This window comes from Streptomyces sp. NPDC048671 (assembly GCF_055587045.1).
In genome coordinates this window covers 355742-375422 of the sequence record NZ_JBVJHB010000002.1, presented here as the reverse complement: position 1 = coordinate 375422, position 19681 = coordinate 355742, and the positions used below count along the sequence as shown (strand labels likewise).

At 69.9% G+C, this 19681-nt stretch carries 17 protein-coding genes; 14 read left to right on the top strand and 3 right to left on the bottom strand.

The annotated features are described in order from the left end of the window. The 12 genes from ACZ6S6_RS06100 to ACZ6S6_RS06045 all read left to right on the top strand — a co-directional run bounded on the left by ACZ6S6_RS06100 (position 1) and on the right by ACZ6S6_RS06045 (position 11560). Entirely contained in the window at positions 1-804 is an 804-nt protein-coding gene (locus tag ACZ6S6_RS06100) for an MlaE family ABC transporter permease (RefSeq protein WP_362952544.1), read from the top strand. Continuing rightward, positions 804-2117, top strand: coding sequence for an MCE family protein (locus tag ACZ6S6_RS06095; RefSeq protein ID WP_362952546.1), 1314 nt, complete (start codon positions 804-806; stop codon positions 2115-2117). The genes ACZ6S6_RS06100 and ACZ6S6_RS06095 overlap by 1 nt, the downstream gene beginning before the upstream one ends. Continuing rightward, positions 2114-3145 carry an MCE family protein gene (locus tag ACZ6S6_RS06090; RefSeq protein WP_469704139.1) on the top strand — a complete coding sequence of 344 codons (1032 nt, stop codon included), beginning with the start codon at positions 2114-2116 and terminating at the stop codon, positions 3143-3145. The genes ACZ6S6_RS06095 and ACZ6S6_RS06090 overlap by 4 nt, the downstream gene beginning before the upstream one ends. Continuing rightward, on the top strand, positions 3142-4161 hold the full coding sequence (locus tag ACZ6S6_RS06085) for an MCE family protein (protein WP_469704138.1): 1020 nt from the start codon (positions 3142-3144) through the stop codon (positions 4159-4161). The genes ACZ6S6_RS06090 and ACZ6S6_RS06085 overlap by 4 nt, the downstream gene beginning before the upstream one ends. 1 nt (position 4162) lies before the next feature. Beyond that, positions 4163-5278 carry an MCE family protein gene (locus ACZ6S6_RS06080; RefSeq protein WP_469704137.1) on the top strand — a complete coding sequence of 372 codons (1116 nt, stop codon included), beginning with the start codon at positions 4163-4165 and terminating at the stop codon, positions 5276-5278. Next, entirely contained in the window at positions 5275-6438 is a 1164-nt protein-coding gene (locus tag ACZ6S6_RS06075) for an MCE family protein (RefSeq protein WP_362952554.1), read from the top strand. The genes ACZ6S6_RS06080 and ACZ6S6_RS06075 overlap by 4 nt, the downstream gene beginning before the upstream one ends. Next, complete coding sequence (locus tag ACZ6S6_RS06070; protein ID WP_362952556.1) at positions 6435-7700, top strand: MlaD family protein; 1266 nt, start codon at positions 6435-6437, stop codon at positions 7698-7700. Before ACZ6S6_RS06075 ends, ACZ6S6_RS06070 begins: the two co-directional genes overlap by 4 nt. After that, positions 7697-8218: a hypothetical protein gene (locus ACZ6S6_RS06065; RefSeq protein ID WP_362952558.1), complete on the top strand. Its 522-nt coding sequence runs from the start codon at positions 7697-7699 to the stop codon at positions 8216-8218. The genes ACZ6S6_RS06070 and ACZ6S6_RS06065 overlap by 4 nt, the downstream gene beginning before the upstream one ends. Continuing rightward, positions 8215-8904, top strand: a complete 690-nt coding sequence (locus ACZ6S6_RS06060; RefSeq protein WP_469704136.1) for a hypothetical protein — start codon at positions 8215-8217, stop codon at positions 8902-8904. Before ACZ6S6_RS06065 ends, ACZ6S6_RS06060 begins: the two co-directional genes overlap by 4 nt. An 85-nt stretch (positions 8905-8989) precedes the next feature. Further along, positions 8990-9520 (top strand): nuclear transport factor 2 family protein, encoded by a 531-nt coding sequence (locus ACZ6S6_RS06055; protein ID WP_385026608.1) that lies wholly within the window; start codon positions 8990-8992, stop codon positions 9518-9520. Positions 9521-9560: 40 nt separating this feature from the next. Then, positions 9561-10316 (top strand): hypothetical protein, encoded by a 756-nt coding sequence (locus ACZ6S6_RS06050; protein ID WP_469704135.1) that lies wholly within the window; start codon positions 9561-9563, stop codon positions 10314-10316. A 23-nt stretch (positions 10317-10339) separates the two neighbouring features. Further along, a complete protein-coding gene (locus ACZ6S6_RS06045) occupies positions 10340-11560 on the top strand; it encodes a lytic transglycosylase domain-containing protein (RefSeq protein WP_469704134.1) in 1221 nt (406 codons plus the stop codon). A 16-nt stretch (positions 11561-11576) separates the two neighbouring features. On the opposite strand, the gene ACZ6S6_RS06040 is transcribed toward ACZ6S6_RS06045, so the two are convergent. Further along, positions 11577-12641: an ATP-dependent DNA ligase gene (locus ACZ6S6_RS06040; protein ID WP_362952568.1), complete on the bottom strand. Its 1065-nt coding sequence runs from the start codon at positions 12639-12641 to the stop codon at positions 11577-11579. Positions 12642-12738: 97 nt separating this feature from the next. Between ACZ6S6_RS06040 and ligD the strand changes: the two genes are divergently transcribed. Beyond that, a complete protein-coding gene (ligD, locus tag ACZ6S6_RS06035; protein WP_469704247.1) occupies positions 12739-13749 on the top strand; it encodes a non-homologous end-joining DNA ligase in 1011 nt (336 codons plus the stop codon). After that, complete coding sequence (locus tag ACZ6S6_RS06030; protein ID WP_469704133.1) at positions 13746-14873, top strand: ABC-2 transporter permease; 1128 nt, start codon at positions 13746-13748, stop codon at positions 14871-14873. The genes ligD and ACZ6S6_RS06030 overlap by 4 nt, the downstream gene beginning before the upstream one ends. Before the next feature lie 20 nt (positions 14874-14893). On the opposite strand, the gene ACZ6S6_RS06025 is transcribed toward ACZ6S6_RS06030, so the two are convergent. Beyond that, complete coding sequence (locus tag ACZ6S6_RS06025) at positions 14894-17131, bottom strand: OmpL47-type beta-barrel domain-containing protein (RefSeq protein WP_469704132.1); 2238 nt, start codon at positions 17129-17131, stop codon at positions 14894-14896. Then, positions 17128-19620, bottom strand: a complete 2493-nt coding sequence (locus tag ACZ6S6_RS06020) for a ThuA domain-containing protein (RefSeq protein WP_469704131.1) — start codon at positions 19618-19620, stop codon at positions 17128-17130. Before ACZ6S6_RS06020 ends, ACZ6S6_RS06025 begins: the two co-directional genes overlap by 4 nt. Positions 19621-19681 lie beyond the last annotated feature (61 nt).

Genomic DNA, 19681 nt, shown 5'->3' with positions numbered 1-19681 from the left:
ATGTCGATGCTCAGCTGGCTCGACCGATCCGGTGACCAACTCACCTTCTATGTACGGGCACTGCTCTGGATCCCCAGGACCCTGCGGCGCTATCTCAAGGAGGTGCAGCGGCTCCTGGCCGAAGTCGCCTTCGGCAGCGGCGGCCTCGGTGTCGTCGGCGGCACCATCGGCGTGATGATCGCGATGACGCTGGCCACCGGTACGGTCGTCGGCCTCCAGGGGTACGCGGCGCTCGACCAGATCGGCACCGCGGCCTTCACCGGCTTCATCTCCGCCTACTTCAACACCCGTGAGATCGCCCCGCTCGTCGCCGGACTCGCGCTCTCCGCGACCGTCGGTGCGGGCTTCACCGCACAGCTCGGCGCCATGCGGATCAACGAGGAGATCGACGGCCTGGAGGCGATGGGCGTGCGGTCCATGCCCTACCTCGTCACCACCCGCATCATCGCCGGGGTCGTCGCCATCGTCCCGCTGTACGCGATCGGACTGCTCTCCTCCTACGTCTCCTCCCGCTACGTCACCGTCCTGTTCAACGGGCAGTCGGCCGGCACCTACGACCACTACTTCAACCTCTTCCTGTCCCCGCAGGACGTACTGCTGTCGGTGCTCAAGGTGCTGATCTTCAGCGTGATGGTGATCCTCGCGCACTGCTACTACGGCTTCCACGCCACCGGCGGCCCCGCCGGAGTGGGAGTGGCGGTCGGCCGGTCGGTGCGCAACGCGATCGTGCTGATCAGCGTCACCGACTTCTTCCTCTCGCTCGCCATCTGGGGCGCCACGACGACGGTGAAGGTGGCCGGCTGATGAACTCCCGGACCACGCGTACCGCCCGCCGCAGACTCGCCGGAGTCGCCCTCCTGCTCGTGCCCGCCGTACTCATCTGGGTGTCGATAGCCGTGTACAACAAGGACTTCACCGACGACGCGACGGTGACGGTACGGACCGCAAGCGTCGGCAACGAGATGCACGACAACGCCGATGTGAAGCTGCGCGGAGTCGTCATCGGCCAGGTCCGCGACATCTCGGCCGACGGCGAGGGCGCCCGCCTCACCCTCGCGATCAAGCCCGGCGAACTCGACCGGATCCCGGCCGACGTCACCGCCCAGATGCTGCCCACCACCCTGTTCGGCGAACGGTTCGTGGCACTCGTGCCGCCCGCCGTACCGTCCGCGCGGACGCTGCGCGCCGGGGCCGTCATCCCGCAGGACCGCTCCAGCAACGCCATCGAGCTGGAAGAGGTCCTCGACAACGTCCTGCCGCTGCTGACCGCGGTACAGCCGGCGAAGCTCTCCGCCACCCTCAACGCGGTCTCCCAGGCACTGCGGGGACGCGGCGAGAAGCTCGGCGACACCCTGGTCACCCTCGACGCGCACCTCCAGAAGTTCAACCCCCAGCTCCCCACGCTCAACGCCGACATCAAGGAACTCGTCAAGGTGAGCAGGGTGTACGGGGACGCCGCACCGGATGTCCTGGACGCACTCACCGACTTCACCACCACCAGCGGCACCCTCGCCGACCAGCAGGCGGAGCTCGCCGACCTCTACGGATCCACGACCGCCTCCGCGCAGGACCTCACCTCGTTCCTCCAGGAGAACAAGGACAACCTCATCCGGCTCTCCGCCACGGGCAGGCCGACGCTGGAACTCCTCGCGAAGTACTCCGACGAATTCCCCTGCACCCTGCGGACCGTGGCCGGATTCGTCCCGGCGATGGACAAGGCACTCGGCAAGGGAACCGGACAGCCCGGCCTCCACGTCACCGTCAAGTCCGTGAAGTCCAAGGGGAAGTACGTGTCCGGCAAGGACACCCCGGTCTACGACGCGACCGGCGGACCGCACTGCTACTCGGTGCCGTACGTCGGTACGACCGAGCCGACGGCCGCCGGACGCGCCGCCGCCTCGCCGGCCCCCGGCGACAAGCCGGCCGCGGACGAGCAGACCGGCACCGGCCCCGCCGCCACGGACACCTCCCTCGGCATGCCCAACTCCCCGCAGGAGAGCCGGCTCGTCAACGAGCTGGTCGCTCCCTCACTGAAAGTCCAGCCGCAGACCCTGCCCGACTGGAGCAGCGTGCTCATCGGTCCGGCCTTCCGCGGCGCGGAGGTGAAGCTCAAGTGAAGCGCCGCTCCCTCGCGGGACCGCTCGCGAAATCGATCGTCTTCATCCTGGTGACCGTCCTGGCCACCACCGTCCTGGGACTGTCCATCGCCAACACCGGGGTCGGTGACACCACCACGTACAAGGCGAGGTTCACCGACGCCACCGGGCTGATCGTCGGCGACAGCGTACGGATCGCCGGGGTCAAGGTCGGGCAGGTCGAGTCGATCAAGGTCGCGGACAGGCGGCGCGCCGAGGTCGGCTTCGCCGTCCGCAAGGGACGCAGCCTCCCCGCCTCGGTGACCGCGTCGATCAAGTACCTCAACATGGTCGGGCAGCGCTACATCGACCTCGACCAGGGCGCCGGACCGGTCGGCCGGAGCTTCGCCGCCGGAGCGACCATTCCGCTCTCACGCACCACCCCGGCCCTCGATCTGACCCAGCTCTTCAACGGCTTCCAGCCGCTCTTCGAAGGGCTGTCCCCGCCCGACGTCAACCAGCTCGCCGGCTCCATCGTCCAGGTGCTCCAGGGCGAGGGCGGCACCGTCGACAGCATCCTCCAGCACGTCGGCTCACTGACCTCCACGGTCGCGGCCAAGGACAAGGTGATCGGTGAGGTGATCAAGAACCTCAACACGGTCCTGAAGACCGTGAACGACCGGGAGGCCGGCTTCAACGACCTCGTCGACACGCTCCAGCAGCTCGTCACGGGCTTCTCCGGCGACCGCAAACCGCTCGGGCAGGCAGTCACCGCGATGGGCGCGCTCACCACCGTCACCGCCGACCTGCTCCAGGACGGACGTAAGCCCCTCAAGGACGACATCAAGGAACTCGGCCGCCTCTCCGACCAGTTGGGCAAGGGCACTCCGCAGATCGAGAACTTCCTGAAGAAGACCCCCGCCAAGATGGAGGCGATCGGCCGGCTCGCCTCGTACGGGTCCTGGCTCAACCTCTATCTCTGCGAGGCCAAGGTCAGCGGTGTGAGCACCGAGGACGGCAGCGAGCCGCCCACCGGCATCGCGATCACCCAGCCGAGGTGCCTGGCATGAGAATCAAACCCCTGCGGGAACGCAACCCCGTCGCCATCGGCATCGCCGGACTCCTCGTCCTGGCCCTCATCGGCTTCGGCGCCTACCGCGCCGATTCGCTGCCCTTCATCGGCGGCGGCACCACCTACACCGCCGACTTCACCGAGTCCGCCGGGCTCGACGCCGGCGACGAGGTACGGATCGCAGGCGTCAAGGTCGGCGAGGTCACCGGAGTCTCGCTCGACGGCGCCAAGGTCAAGGTCAGCTTCCGGGTCAAGGACGCCTGGATCGGCAACTCCTCCACCGTGGGCATCGCCATCAAGACCCTGCTGGGCGACAAGTACCTCGCCGTCGACCCGCTCGGCACCGGGCCCCAGGACCCGGACCGGCGCATCACCGCGAGCCGCACCACCTCCCCGTACGACGTCACCCAGGCGTTCAACGGACTCGGCGAGACCATCGGGGAGATCGACACCAAGCAGCTCGCCAAGAGCTTCGAGACGATCTCCGCCACCTTCAAGGACTCGCCGCCCGATGTGAAGAGCGCCGCCGACGGGCTCTCCGCACTCTCCAGGACCGTGTCCCAGCGGGACGCCCAGCTGGCCACGCTCCTCAAGGGCAGCAAGCAGCTGACCAAGACCCTCGCCCACAAGAAGAGCAGCTTCGAGACCCTGCTGGAGGACGGCAACCTGCTCCTCGGCGAGATCCAGGCCCGCCGCGACTCCATCCATCTGCTGCTCACCGGCACCCGGGACCTCGGCACCCAGCTCACCGGCCTGGTCGCGGACAACAACAAGCAGCTGAAGCCCACCCTGGACTCGCTCGGCCGGGTCACCGCCGTCCTGGTCAAGAACCGCAAGAGCCTCGACAAGGTGCTGTCGCTGGCGGGTTCCTACAACCGGCTCGTCGGCAACACGCTCGGCAACGGCCGCTGGCTCGACAACTACGTCTGCGGGGTCGTCCCGAGGAACTACCTCCCCGCCGGCACGCCCCCGGCCACCGGATGCATGCCACCCAAGCAGCAAGGCGGCCGCTGACATGAGACTCACGCGCATCGTCGGCATCGGCGCCGGACTCGCCGTCGTGGCTGTCGCGGCCGCCTCCGGCGTGATGGCCATGGACGACGAGGGGAAGACGACGGTCACCGCCTACTTCGACCAGGCCACCGGTGTGTACGCCGGATCGGACCTGCGGATCCTCGGAGTGAAGGTCGGCACGGTCGAGTCGGTGCGGCCGAAGGGCGAGGAGGTCGAGGTCAGGCTCCGCGTCGACAAGGGCGTCAAGGTGCCCAAGGACGTGCACGCCGTGGTCGTCGCCCCCAGCCTGGTCGCCGACCGGTACGTCCAGCTCGCCCCCGCGTACGAAGGGGGGCCGGTGCTGGCGGACGAGGCGGAACTGCCCGCGTCGCACAACGCCACCCCGGTCGAGGTCGACCAGTTGTACGCCTCCATCACGGAACTCTCCACCGCCCTCGGCCCCGACGGGGCCAACTCCGACGGCGCGCTGGCGAAGCTCCTGGACACCGGGGCGAAGAACCTCGACGGCAACGGAAGGGCGATCGGGGACTCCATCGAACAGTTCGGCAAGGCGACGAAGACCCTCGACAAGAGCAGCGGGAACCTCTTCGACACCCTGTCCTACCTGCAGACCTTCACCACCATGCTGAAGGACAACGACGGCAACGTCCGCGAGGCCGAACAACAGCTCAACTCGGTCACCGGATTCCTGGCCGACGACAAGAAGAACCTCAGCGCGGCCCTGAAGGAACTGGGCACCGCCCTCGGCCAGGTCAAGACCTTCATCAAGGACAACCGCGGCGCCCTGAAGGCGAACGTGGACGCCCTGGTGCCGATCACCCAGACCCTGGTCGACCAGCGGGCCTCGCTCGCCGAGTCGATGGACACGCTGCCGCTCGCCGCGGACAACGTGATCAAGGCCTACGACCCGTTGAACCGCACCATCAACGGCCGTACCAACCTCAACGAACTCTCCATGGGCGGACCGCTTTCGGACGAGTCCGTCGGCCTGAACGGACTCTCACCCGTGGACGCCGCCCGCCAGAAGGCGCTGCCCTCGCTGCCGCTGCCCGCCGTGGGCACCGTCTACGGCACCCCCGAGAAGACCGCCACGCAGAAGAAGGGGGCGAAGCGATGAACCGCGTCCTGCGCCGGCCCGGCGCCCGCGCGACCGGCGTCGCCGCCGTGCTGGCGGTGGCCGTCGGCCTGGCCCTGATCGTCACCACGGTCGACCTGCCGACGTTCACCGGCATCGACCAGGTGCCGCTGCCGGGCGGCGCGGACCTCGGCGACCACCCGTACGAGATCACCGCCGAGTTCGGGGACGTGCTCAGCCTCGCCCCGCAGTCCTCGGTGAAGGTCAACGACGTGGCCGTCGGCCGGGTCACCAAGATCTCGCTGGCCCCGGGCAGCTGGAACGCCAAGGTCACCATGCGGGTCAACGGGGGGATCAGACTCCCCGCGAACGCGTACGCGCACCTGGAACAGTCCAGCCTGCTCGGCGAGAAGTACATCCAGCTCTCGCCCCCCGCGTCCGGCACCGCCAAGGGCGCCCTCGCCGACGGGGACCGCATCCCGCTCACCCGGACCAACCGGAACCCGGAGGTCGAGGAGGTGTTCGGCGCACTGTCGATGCTCCTCAACGGCGGCGGCATCGACCAGCTGAAGACCATCACCACCGAGCTCAACAAGGCACTGGCCGGACAGGAGCCCCAGGTCCGCTCCATGCTCAGCCGGGTCAACACCCTCGTCACCAACCTGGACGACCACAGAGGGGACATCACCGACGCCCTCGACGGCGTCAACCGGCTGTCCGCCACCCTCGCCACCCGAAAGCAGGACGTCGGCACCGTCCTCACCAAGCTCAGCCCCGGCATGAAGGTCCTGGAGAAGCAGCGCGGCTCGCTCATGACCATGCTCAGCTCGCTCGACACGCTCTCCGACGTCGCCGTCGACACGGTGAAGAAGAGCAAGGCCGACATGGTCGCCGACCTCAAGGCCCTCACTCCCACCCTCCAGGCCCTCGCCGACTCCGGCCAGGATCTGCCCGACTCGCTCCAGGTGCTGCTGACGTACCCGTTCACCGACGAGGTGCTGAGCGGAGTGAAGGGTGACTACCTCAACGTCTACCTGGATGTGACGGCCCTGCCCGGCACCCAGATCATTCCGCCGCTCGACCCGGCCGGCGGCACCACACCCCCGGCCGTCCAGGGCAGCACCGCCCAGAAGTCCGGCGCGGCACTGCCGCTGCCGCTTCCCTCGGTCACGGGACCGGCCACGAAGGGGAGCAACCGATGATCACCCTGGCCATCCGGCTCAAGAACATCGCCTTCCTGATCATCGCGGTGCTCGTCCTCGGCTACCTCGGGGTGCGCTACGCCGACCTCGGCCACTACGTCGGCCTGCGCAGCTACTACACCGTCAAGGTCCAGCTCCCGCAGACCGGCGGCCTGTTCACCCACTCCAACGTCACCTACCGGGGGGTGTCCGTGGGCCGGGTCGGGCCGATCGAGCTCACCGACGACGGCGTGGAGGCCGAACTCCGCATCGAGAAGGACTCCCCGCCCATCCCGGACGCCCTGAAAGCCGTCGTCGCCAACCTCTCCTCGGTCGGCGAGGAGTACATCGACCTGCGGCCGACCCGCACCGATGGCCCGTACCTGGCGAACGGCTCCGTCATCGACCAGGCCGACACCACGATCCCGGCCCCCGTCACCGACGTACTCACCAGCGTCGACGACCTCGCCGGCTCCGTCGACCTGGAATCCCTGCGCACGGTCGTCGAGGAGTTCGGCACCGCCTTCGAGGGGCGCGGCGACGACCTCCAGGTACTGCTGGACACCAGCAGCGACTTCGTCCAGGCGGCCGACGACGCACTGCCCGTCAACACCCGGCTGATGATCGACGGCGAGACCGTGCTGCGCACCCAGGCCGAACAGGGCGACGCGCTCAAGGGCTTCGCGTCCGGCGCCAAGGAACTGGCCGCCGAACTCAAGGGGTCCGACACCGATCTGCGCAAGCTGATCGCGGTCGCCCCCGACGCCACCGGCCAGATCAGCGGACTCCTGCGGGACCTGGACCCGAGCTTCGGCGTCGTCGTCGCCAACCTCCTCACCACCTCGGACGTCGCCGTCACCCGGCAGCGCGGACTGGAGGAACTGCTGGTGAAGGTCCCCGAGGTCGCGGCCGTGGGCTCCAGCGCCGTCGACGAGAACGGTGCCCGGTTCGGCATGTCCGTCACCTTCTTCGAGCCGCTGCCCTGCACCTCGGGCTACGGCGGTACGACCTACCGCAACGGGCTCGACGTCACGGCAGGCCCCACGCTCAACACCAAGGCCCGCTGCACCTCCTCGCCCGGAACGGGCGTCAACGTCCGGGGCAGCGCGAACGCGCCGAAGGGCGGGGCCCTGCCCCCGCCGGCCAAACCCGGCTCGATGCTCCTGGGCGACGACACCTCGACGGACCGGCTTCCCGGGGCGCTCGGTGTCACCCCCGACACCGCCCCGGCCGCCGATGGCATGGCCGGTCTGCTGGGTCTCGGCCAGGGAGGCGGCTCATGACATCCCGTACGAGGACATCGATCGGCTGGGCCGCACTGCTCGTCGCCGCACTGATCTGCGCGCTCGGCGGCTGGTCGTACGCCCAGGCGCGCGGCGACGACGACCTGGCGTACGCCAAGAGCCGGGACACCGCCCTGGCCGACGGGAGAGCGCACCTCGCCCGGCTCAACAGCCTGGACGGCAAGGACGCCAAGAGCGTGGACGCCGGTCTGGGCAGCTGGCTCCGGTCCTCGACCGGACCGCTGCACGAACAGCTGAAGCGCACCCGGACCAAGGACGCGCGCGAGCTGACGAAGTCCGGTTCCACGGCGAGGGGGAAGGTCACCGACGCGGCGCTCACCGCGCTCGACGACCGGACCGGCACGGCACAGATGATCGCGACCGTCGATGTCCAGGTCACTCCGCGCACCGGGAAGGGCGGCGCCGAACGCAAGCGTTTCGAGGCCACCCTCGCCCGGACCGCGGACGGCTGGAAGGTCAAGGCACTGACGGCGATACCGGTCGGGAGCGGCACATGAGGCGGCAGGCAGGGGCGACGGTCGTGACCACCGGCACGGAGGTGGAGGACGTCGGGGAGCTCGGGGCGACCGGGGACGGGGAACACCCGCAGGAGCCCGGAACGGACGGCCCCGCAACGGAGCTGCCCGCAACGGACGAGTCCGCGAGGACCGGGGCTGGACGGGACGAACCGGCATCCGGCACGGGCCGCCGCCGGCTGCGCCTCGTGGCGGGGGTACTGGTCGTGGCGCTGCTCGCGGCCGGTGGCGGACTCTTCGTCATGGGCCGGCAGCTGCGCGACACCCCGGCCACCTCCAACACGGCGCTCACCGACAGCGAGGCGACCACCCGGGTCGCGGGCGACGTCACCAACGCGCTCGGCAAGGTCTTCTCCTACAGCCCCTCGGCCACCGCCGTCACCAAGGAGTCCGCGAGGCAACTGCTGGCGGGCAAGGCGCTCCAGCAGTACGCGGCGCTGTTCGGCCAGGTCGAGAAGCAGGCAGCCGACCAGAAGCTCACCCTCACCACCCATGTCGTACGCGCCGGGGTGACCCGGCTGAGCCACGACAGCGCCCATCTGCTCGTGTTCCTCGACCAGGTCTACGAACGCCAGGGAAAGACCGCCAGCACGGCGGCGGCGCAGCTCTCCGTCACCGCCCAACTGCGGGACGGGCGCTGGACGATCATCGAGATCACCTCTAGATAGCGCGGTACGGACCTACCGAACACCGCACCGCACGACACAGCACAGCACGACACAGCACAGGGCCGGCCGGCAGGGAGAGGCAGCAATGGCACGGGTACGGATGACGAGGAATCCGCTGGTGGCGGCGGCGATCGTGCTGACGGTCGCGGCGGCCGGCGCGGCGGGCTGGGGCGGAGTGTCCCGGTACCAGGCATCGCACGACGACTCGGCGGCGTACGCGCAGACCCGCGACGACGCGCTGGCCGCGGGCGAGCAGGCCGTGCAGAACATGAACACGCTCGACCACCAGAAGCTGGCCAAGGGTCTCGACAGCTGGGAGGACTCCACCACCGGCGACCTGCACCAGCAACTCGTCGACGGGCGGGACGCGTTCGTGAAGCAGATCCAGGAGGCCAGGACCGTCAGCACGGCCAAGGTGCTGTCCGGCGCGGTCACGGAGCTCGACGACCGGGCCGGCCGGGCCGGGGTCATGGTGGCGCTGCGGGTGACCGTGACCGCGCCGAAGGGCAAGCCCGCGGTGAAGGAGAGCCGGATGCTCGGGCAGCTCACCCGTACCTCCGAGGGGTGGAAGCTCAGCGCCCTCGGTCAGGCGCCCGTCGGCAACACGGCCGGCTGACGCCACCGACTCCCACCCCGCACCGAGAGGATTCCCGGACATGTCGACGACCCGTCACCTCGTCAACCGGCAGCGCCGCCTGGCCACCGTCGCCGCGGCGGAACGCACCGCCACGACCGCCACCGCGCCCAGGCCCGCCGGGCCGGACACCGAGCCCGGCGAGGCCGGGCAGGAGAGCGCCACCGCGGCCGGCGAAGACAGCCCCGATGCCGATGCCGATGCCGATGCCGAATCGGAGGGGAGGCCGGAGAGGGAGGAGCCGCCGTCCGGGCGGCCGCTCCGGCTCCGGTTCTCGCTGCCCGCCGTCCTGTGCGTCCTGACCGTACTTCTCGGCTCCTTCGCCGCCTGGGCGTTCACCTCGGCGGGCAGTCTGCGCGACGACCCGAGCCGGCAGAACACCGCCCTCACCGACATCAGCCGCACCAGCGAGGTGAAGGGCCAGATCACCGAGGCGGTGGGCGCGGTGTTCTCGTACAACTACGCCTCGCCGGCCAAGGCCGACACCGCGGTGAAGACCTACCTGGTGGGCAAGGCGGTCCAGCAGCACAAGGACATGCTCGCCGACGTACGGGCGCAGGCGCCCAAGCAGAAGCTCGTCCTCACCACGACCGTCACCGAGAGCGGTGTGGAGTTGCTCGACGGCGACCGGGCCCGGCTGCTGATCTTCGCCGACCAGAGCAACACCCGTACCGGCAAGTCCGAGGAGACGACGTACGCCGCGGCGATGTTCGCCGTGGACGCGGTCCGCCGGGGCGGCACCTGGCGGATATCGGCCATCGACACGTTCTCCCGGTGACCCCGGGGGAGAGGAGAGCACGCATGAGGTTCAACGGCACCATGCGCCGCGGACTCGGTGGCACCGCAGCCGCCGTCGCCGCGATGGCAGCGCTCACCGCCTCCCAGGGGCCGGGGTTCGTGGCGCACGAGGAGACGCACGAACAGCGCCAGAAGACCGACGAGGTCAGGTGGTCGGAGGTACCCAACGACGACTCGTACCACACCGAACTGCCGCCGCTGAAGAGCCCCGAGCCCCCGAAACGGGGCGTCAAGCAGAGCCGGGCCGTCACCGCCTCGTGGGCCGAGGCGGGGATTCCGGCCACGGTGCTCGCCGCCTACCGCAAGGCGGAGAGCTCACTGGGACGCAGCGCCCCGGGCTGCGGGCTGCCGTGGCAGTTACTGGCGGCCATCGGCAAGGTCGAGTCCGGGCACGCGGGCGGCGGCCGGGTCGACGCCCAGGGCACGACGCTCTCGCCGATCCTCGGACCGGTGCTCAACGGCGCGGGATTCGCCAACATCCCTGACACCGACGGCGGGGCGTACGACGGGGACAAGACCTTCGACCGGGCGGTCGGCCCGATGCAGTTCATCCCCTCGACCTGGGCGCACTGGGGGAGGGACGGCAACGGTGACGGGCGCAGTGACCCGAGCAACGTCTACGACGCGGCGCTGGCCGCGGGGGCCTACCTCTGCGCCGGGCCGCGCGATCTGAGGGTGCGGGCGGATCTCGACCGGGCGATCCTGAGCTACAACCACTCGGACACGTATCTGCGTACCGTGCGCTCCTGGCTGGAGTTCTACCGCAAGGGCACCCATCCGGTCACCGACGGCCGGGGCCCGGTGCCCAGGAGCCCCGGCGCCGGGAGCCCGAACGAGCCCAAGCACCCCGTGGGCGGATCGGGCGACGGCGACGGCGGTGGCATCGAGGTCGGCCCGCAGCCCGGCCACACCAAGGCCCCGACGTCCCCGACCCCCTCGCCCGGCGATTCGGGCTCCCCGGACCCCGGCGGTTCCACCGACCCGGGCTCCTCGCCCGATCCGGCCGACAGCGGATCCGCCACCCCCGATCCCGGCACCAGCCCCGACCCGTCCACCAGCCCGGACCCCGACCCGAGCACCACCAAGCCCGCTCCGGGCTGCGAGACGGGCTCCCCGTCGCCGGACCCGGACGGCACCACCGGGGCCACGGAGTCGCCGTCACCCGATCCGAGCACGACCCCCGAGCCCTGCTCCACCCCCACGCTGCCGCCGGCCGCCGACTGAAACCGGCCCGTCCGGCTCAGCCGCCGGCCGACAGCACCGCGGCCAGGTCGTACCGCACCACCTCTTCCAGCTGCGCGTACGTGCAGCTCTCGGGGGTGCGGTCCGGCCGCCACCGGCGGAACTGGGCCGTGTGCCGGAACCGGTCACCCTCCATGTGGTCGTACGCCACCTCGCAGACCCGCTCCGGGCGCACCGGCACCCACGACTGGTCCTTCTTGCCGGACCACCGGCTCGGGTTGCCGGGCAGCCGGGCGTGCTCGTGCGCCCCGGCGTCCTGCCAGGCCCCCCAGGGATGGCCGGCGAAGTCCGTCACCAGCGGCTCCAGTTCGGTGACCAGCTCCGCGCGGCGCTTCATCGGGAAGGCCGCGCAGACCCCCACGTGCTGGAGGACACCCTCCTCGTCGTACAGGCCGAGCAGCAGCGATCCGACGACCGGGCCGCTCTTGTGGTGGCGGTAGCCCGCCACCACGCAGTCGGCGGTCCGCTCGTGCTTGATCTTGTACATCACCCGGGTGTCCGGCCGGTAGGGCAGATCGAGCGGTTTGGCGACGACCCCGTCGAGACCGGCACCCTCGTACTGTTCGAACCACTCCTGGGCGACAGCCGGGTCAGTGGTCGCCGGGGCGAGGTGGACGGGCGCCGACGCGCCGGACAGCGCGGCCTCCAGCACCGTTCGCCGCTGCGACTGCCGCGCACTCAGGAGGGAGTCGTCGCCCACCGCGAGGATGTCGAAGGCGACCAGACTGGCCGGGGTCTGCCCGGCGAGCAGCCGTACCCGGGAGTCGGCGGGGTGGATACGCTCGCTCAGCCGGTCGAAGTCGAGCCGCCCCTCGTGCGCGACCACGATCTCGCCGTCGATCACACAGCGGTCCGGCAGGTTGTCCCGGACCGCTGTGACCAGCTCGGGGAAGTAGCGGGTGAGCGGCTTTCCGGTGCGGCTGCCGATCACCACCTCGTCGCCGTCCCGGTGCACGATCGCCCGGAAGCCGTCCCACTTGGCCTCGTACTGCATGCCCGGCGGGATCCGGGACACGGACTTGGCGAGCATCGGCTTCACGGGCGGCATCACCGGCAGATCCATGCCCCGATTGTGGACCGTCCGACGATCGGAGTCTCCCGATATGCGGCATATGCGTGCCCGGCCTACCGTGGCCGACATGGCAGCAGCGGGCAAAGCGGTGGAGCTGGACGCGGGCGGACGGCCCGTCCGGCTGTCCAGTCCGGACAAGGTCTACTTCCCGGAGAAGGGCTACACCAAGAGGGACGTGGCCGAGTACTTCCTGGCCGTGGGCCCCGGCATCACCCGTGCCCTGCGCAACCGGCCGACCACCCTCCAGCGCTTCGTGGACGGGGTCGAGGGCGAGTTCTTCTACCAGAAACGGGCCCCGAAGAACCTCCCCGAATGGATCCCCACCGCCCGCATCGCCTTCCCCAGCGGCCGCCCCGCCGACGAGATCTGCCCCACCGAGGTGGCCGCCGTCATCTGGGCCGCCAACCTGGGAACGCTCACCTTCCACCCGTGGCCGGTCCGGGGCGGTGACACCGACCATCCCGACGAACTGCGCATCGACCTCGACCCCCAGCCCGGCACCGGTTACGCCGACGCGGTGCGGGCCGCCCACGAGCTGCGCTCCGTACTGGACGACCACGGTCTGCGCGGCTGGCCCAAGACCTCAGGCGGCCGCGGTATCCATGTCTTCGTTCCCATCGAGGCCCGCTGGACGTTCACCGAGGTCAGGCGGGCGACCATCGCTGCGGGCCGGGAGCTGGAACGCCGGATGCCGGACCGGGTGACCACGGCCTGGTGGAAGGAGGAGCGCGGCGAGCGGATCTTCGTCGACTTCAACCAGACCGCCCGGGACCGCACGATCGCCTCCGCCTACTCCGTGCGCCCCCGCCCGCACGCCCCGGTCTCGGCGCCCCTGCGCTGGGAGGAGATCGACGACGCGGAACCGCGCGACTTCGACATCCGGACCATGCCGGCGCGGTACGCGGAAACGGGCGATGTGCACGCGGACATGGACGAGCACGCCTTCCCGCTCGACGGGCTCCTGGAGCTCGCCGACCGCGACGAGCGGGAGCGCGGGCTGGGTGACATGCCGTACCCGCCGGAGTACCCGAAGATGCCCGGCGAACCGAAACGGGTCCAGCCGAGCCGCGCCCGGCACGACGAGGACGGCGAAGGATGAGCGGGCCCGGTCCCGACCCGGCCACGCCGGGCCCCGATCCCGACCCGGCCACGCCCGCATCCGATCCCGCTCCGCCGCACGGAGCGCACGGCCGGCCGCCGGGCCCCGGCCGGAGATGGGCGGCGTACAAGAAGTCGCCCTACCTCCCGGCGACGGTGATCATGTTCATCCTCGCGGCCGCCGCCGGGCTCTTCGCCGGCTCCTACACGTACGCGATGGCCAACCCGACCCCGCACCGGATCCCGACCGCCGTGGTCAGTCAGCCGGACACGGTCCGCGGCAGGGAGTTCGTCGCCGCGATGGACAAGGCCCTGGACGCCTCTTTGGTCATCCACGTCTTCGCGACCCCCGCCGAGGCACGCGAGGCGCTGGAGGAACAGCAGGTCTTCGCGATCGTGCGGGCCGAGAGCCGGGGGGTGTCACTCGACGTGGCCGGCGCCTCCGGGGCGGCCGTCGCCCAGGTGCTCGCGCAGTCCGCCGTGAAGGTGGGGCACACGCTCGGCATCCCCGTCTCCGTCACGGACGTCAAACCGCTCCACAAGGGCGACCCGCGCGGGCTCGCGCTCTTCTACATCGCGCTCGCCGCCGTCATCATCGGTTTCGTCGGCTCCATCCAGCTGAACGTGCACGCCAGTGGCCTGCGGCCGCTCGAACGGATCGCGTTCACGATCGCCTACGCGCTGCTCGGCGGGTTCTGCATCGCCGCAGTGGTGGACTGGCTGCTGGGCGCCGTCGATCTGCCGTTCTTCGAGTCCTGGATGATCCTGGCGCTCACGATGTTCACCACGGGCATGGTCTTCCTCATGTTCCACACCCTGTTGGGGCGCTGGGCCATGATCCCGACCTGGGGCCTGTTGGTGCTCCTGGGGAACCCGTCCTCCGGCGGGGCCGTGTCCTGGCCGCTGCTGCCCTCGGTGCTCGGGCACATCGGACGCTGGCTGCCGCCCGGCGCGTCCGTCAACGCCCAGCACACCGCCGTCTACTACCAGGGGCATCAGCGGATCTTCCCGTTCCTGGTGCTCGCGGGCTGGGCCCTGGTCTCCGGCACGGTCTTCTGGGTGGGAACCCGCCGGAAACAGGGAGGCCGCGACCACATGCCTCAGCATGCGGCCGCGGCCACCTGAACCACTCCTGGCCGTTGTGCCTAGAGCTCCTGGATCCGGATGTCCCGGTAGGAGATCACGTCCGAGGTGCTGTGGACCTGGAGCCCGATGTAGCCGGAGGCGTACCGCCGGCCGTCGGTGCCCGGGTCGTCGTCCCGCGGCGGCTCGAAGAGCTGACCGCCGTTGTTGTCGAACTCATTGAGCAGAACACCGTTGCGGTAGATCGAGTAGTGCTGGTCCACCACCCGGATCTCGTAGTCGTTCCAGCTGCCCTTGGGGGTGACCCCGGCGCCGCCGAGACCCACCCGGTCGAACCCGTAGACCGAACCGGTCTTGTACATGTCGCCGTCCGGCCGGTCGTTGATCTGGATCTCATGGCCGTACTTGATGGCGACCCACTCCGGATTCGACTCCTCCGGGTTGTCGTGGACATTCGGGAACCGCACGAAGACACCGCCGTTGGCGTTGCCCGTGCCGGGGGCGTCGTCCCGCCACTGGAGCTTCAGCGAGAAGTCCCCGTACTGCCGGCCCGGGAACCAGAGCATGCCCATGCCGTCCACCGTGGTGGAGCTGTTGAGCGAGCCGTCCTCCTCGTTGAGCGAGAACTGCCCGCCCCCGACCTGCTGCCACTTGGCGAAGGAGGCGGCCGTGCCGTCGAAGAGCTTGTGATAGCCCTCGTCCTGGCCCGGTTTGCCGATCCCCGACTGCTTGGCGGCCTTGTGGATCTTCTTCTGCTCGCGGGCGTCGATCACCCCGGCGGTGAGCAGCTGGTCGAGGACCTTGTCGACGTGCTTGAGGAACAGCGCGTGCGACGACCAGTCCTTCTCGTCCTCGATCAGCTCATTGATCGTGCAGCGGTTGCCGGTGATGCGGTTGGGGATCCCGGTGTCGACGGTGCCCACGATGACGGTGAGCCGTTCGTCGAACTCCGGGCAGTTCGGCGCCGGTACGCCGCCGCTCTGCGCGACGGTGAACGACGTCTGCTTCGCCTCGGAGGTGTTGCCCGCCTTGTCCGTGGCCCGGTGGGCGACGGTGTGGTAGCCGACGCGGTCGACGATGACCGTGGCGGAGTAGGCGAGGTAGGGGCCGCCGTCGAGGGAGTACTCGACCTTGTCCACCCCGCTGTCGGCGTCGGCCGCGGTGACCGTCACCTTGGCGCTGGTGAGGTAGGCGCCGTCCGAGTTCTTGTCGCCCTCGACCTTCGCGGAGGTCTCCGGCGGCGTGGTGTCCTGGGTCGGCGGCTCGACGACGGTGAACTCCACCGTCTTCTCGGCGGCGGCGTTGCCCGCCTTGTCGGTGGCGCGGTAGCGGACCGTCTGCGCCCCCGGCTCGTGCACCATCACGGGGCCGGTGTACGGCTGCCAGGCACCGTCGGCACCCACCGCGTACTCGATGGTGTTGACGCCGGACCCGGTGTCGGAGGCGGTCACGGTGACCGTCGCCATGCCCAGGTACCGCCCCTGGTCGTCCTTCTCACCGGAGACGGTCGCCGAGGTCTCCGGCGCCGTGGTGTCGTCGGTCGGCGGTGCGGCGACGGTGAACTCCGCCGTCTTCTCGGCGGCGGCGTTGCCCGCCTTGTCGGTGGCGCGGTAGCGGATGGTGTGCGCGCCGACCTCGTTCACGACGACGGGCGCGGTGTACGGCTGCCAGGCGCCGTCGGCCCCCGCCGCGTACTCGACGGTGTCGACGCCCGAGCCCTCGTCGGTGGCGGCGACGGTGACCGTCGCCTGGCCGATGTAGGCGCCGTCGGCGTTCTTGTCGCCGTCGACCTTCGCCGAGGTCTCGGGTGCGGTGGTGTCCTCACCGGCGCCCCCGTCGGTCACGGTCAGGATGCCCTGCATCGCCTCGTGCCCCGGCATGGTGCAGTGGTAGAAGTACCGGCCGGGCGTGAGCGTGACCTCCGCGGTCTGCATGCCGCCCGCGTCGTCGCCCGGGTTGGCCAGCAGGTTCAGCGGGACGTCGTTGTTGAACTCCGGGTCCGACACGCTGAACGTCAGCGTGTGCGGCATACCGGAGGTGTTCCCGGTCCCCTCACTGTTCTCGAAGACGATGGTCGCCTTGCCGGCCACCGCCGTCTTCGGAGCGGACAGATAGCGGTCGATGGGGTTGCCGGCCGTCCAGGTGAGCACCTGGTCGGCCGCCGTGCCGACCGGCGTCGCCGTACGCCCGTAGGCCGCCGTCGAGGTCAGTCCCAGCACCATCAGGAACGACCCCAGCAGAGCGAGCCACAGCCGGGCGGGCCGCGACCGCCTTCGGAAGAAGATCGAACGGTGTCTCACTGCACTGCCGCCTTCCTGGCCAGATCCTTGACGGCCGGGGTCGGTGCGCCGCCCTTGTACGTCACGCGCCACAGCGCGGACTTGGAGTCGGAGGTGAAGAAGCCGCGCCCATAGTCCAGGACGTACAGCGAACCGTCCGGGGCGAACTTCCAGTCCATCAGGTTGCGGATGCCGTCCGCGCCGACCGGGATGATCTCCTTGAGGGACTCGGCGTGCGTGGGCAGTCCGCCCTTGCCGACCGTCTTCGGGTCGGTGAGCACGGCGTGCCGCGGCTGGGTGTCGTCGTAGAAGTCACCGACGAACCACTTGCCGTCCCAGTAGGAGGGCCACTTCTCGGCGCTGGTGTTCTCCGCGTCGTACCGGTAGACCGGGCCGTTCATCGTGGCCTGGCCGCCGCCCTTGAGCCAGGGCAGGAGTTCCTTCTGGTCCTCCACCTTGTAGCTCGGGATGCCGTTCTCGTCGCGCGGGTAGTCCACGCCGCCGCCCTGCGGCGAGTACCAGATGGTGTTGGAGGTGATCGGCGGCAGGTTCACCAGACCGTCGTTGTTCGGCGACTCGTTCTTGGGGTGGTCGCAGTCGTACCAGCCGAGCGGCTTGCTCGGGTCGGGCAGATTGCGGTCCCGGTAGGGCTGCTTGTTGCCCATGCAGTACGGCCAGCCGTGGTTGCCCGCCTTGGTGATCGCGGCGAACGTGTCGTACTTGGCCGGACCCCAGGTGGTGCTCGGCTCGCCCGCGTCGGGGCCGACCCAGCCCGCGTACAGCGTGTCGGTCGACTTGTCGATCGAGATCCTCGCCGGGTTGCGCACACCCATCACATAGATCTCGCCGCGGGTCTTGCCGCCGCCCTCGTCCGGCTCCTTGCCGGTGAAGAGATTGCCCTCGGGCAGGGTGTAGGTGCCGTCGTCCTCGGGGTGGATCCGCAGGATCTTGCCGTTGAGGTTGTTCGTGTTGCCCGCGGTGCGCCGGGCATCGGAGAACGAGACGCCCTTGTAGTTCGGCTCCGGGTTGTTGCCCGAGTAACCGTCGCTGAACTGCGAGGAGTTGTTGTCACCGGCCGCGATGTACAGGTTGCCCTTGGAGTCCCAGGCCAGGCCGCCGCCCGCGTGGCAGCAGCTGTGGATCTGGACCGGCCAGTGCAGCAGCACCTTCTCGGAGGAGAGGTCCAGCTTGTTCGTGGCCAGGTCCATGGTGAACCGGGAGACCTGACGGACCGCCATCTGCTTGTCGCGGTCGATCTTGTCGTGCGGTGTGTAGTGCAGGTACACCCAGCCGTTCTTCTCGAAGTCCGGGTCGAGCTCGATCCCGAGCAGACCCTCCTCGACCTTGACCAGTTCGTCGCCGCCGCCCTTGTTGCCGAAGACCGTCAGCTCTCCCGCGAGGGTGACCTGCTTGGTCTTGGGGTCGTAGACGTGGATCTGGCCCAGACCCTTGCCGACGTCCGGGTCGGCCCAGTCGGTGACGACCGGCACGCTGCTGTCGGCGCCGCCGCGGCCGATGTACAGCACGCGTCCGTCGGGGGCGGTCACCAGCCCGTGCGGTTCCCCGATCTGGTCGTTCTGACCGGGCTGGTTCGGCTGGGTGACCCGCTCCGCCTTGTAGTTGGAGGTGATCGTCGCCTTGCAGTCGGCCTGCGAGATCCGGGTCGTCCAGTCGAGCGCGCCGCGCAGGTGGTCACGGAAGTCGGCCTCCGCGAAGCTGTCGACCGTACCGCCCATCGCGGTGTAGAAGGACCGGCCGCCGTCGTAGTCACGGCACCAGGAGACCGGGTGGTCCCAGCCGTTGGCGCTCGCCCCGGGCTTGTAGGTGATCTCCCGGACACGCGCCACGGTGTGCACGTCGCCGGACGGATTCTCCTTCCAGTTCAGCCACTTGTCGGGACGCTTCCACTCCAGCGGGAGGTTCTTGGTGGCCGGGTGCTGCCGGTCACCGATCTCCACCGTCGCACGCTGTACGGAGGTGGGGCTGCCGGCCGCCGGGCGGGCACCGACCAGTCCGGTGAACCAGTCCGAGTACGGCTCGGTGCGCGCCGCGTCATGGATGCCGAGGAAGCCGCCGCCGGCCTCCATGTACGCCTCCAGACCGGCCTCCTGCTCCGGGTCCAGGACGTCGCCGCCGCCCGTCAGGAAGACGACGGCGTTGTACTTGCCGAGCTTCTTGCCGTTGGTGAAGACGGCCGGGTCGTCACTGGCCACGGTCTTGAAGCGGCCCGCCTCCGGACCGGTGAGCCCGATCTTCTCGATCGCCGCGATCCCGGCGTCGACCGTCGGGGACTCCTCGGACGCGGAGGCGTGGAACACCAGTACCTTCACGTTCGCGCCGCCGGGCGGCGACGGAAGGGACAACGTTGTCGCCATGGACTCGTGCGGTCCGGGATACGGCCTGGCACTGGCGGCGTTGCCGCCGAGCAGGGATGCGGTCAGTGCGCCGGCCGCTACGGCCGCCGCAAGTCCGCGTCGCGATCTGGACCTGTGATGTGGTGTGCGCTGCATGTGGTCACCCACCCCTCTTTGGTCACTGCAACAGCGCATGAAGCTAGACCTCTTTTCGCGA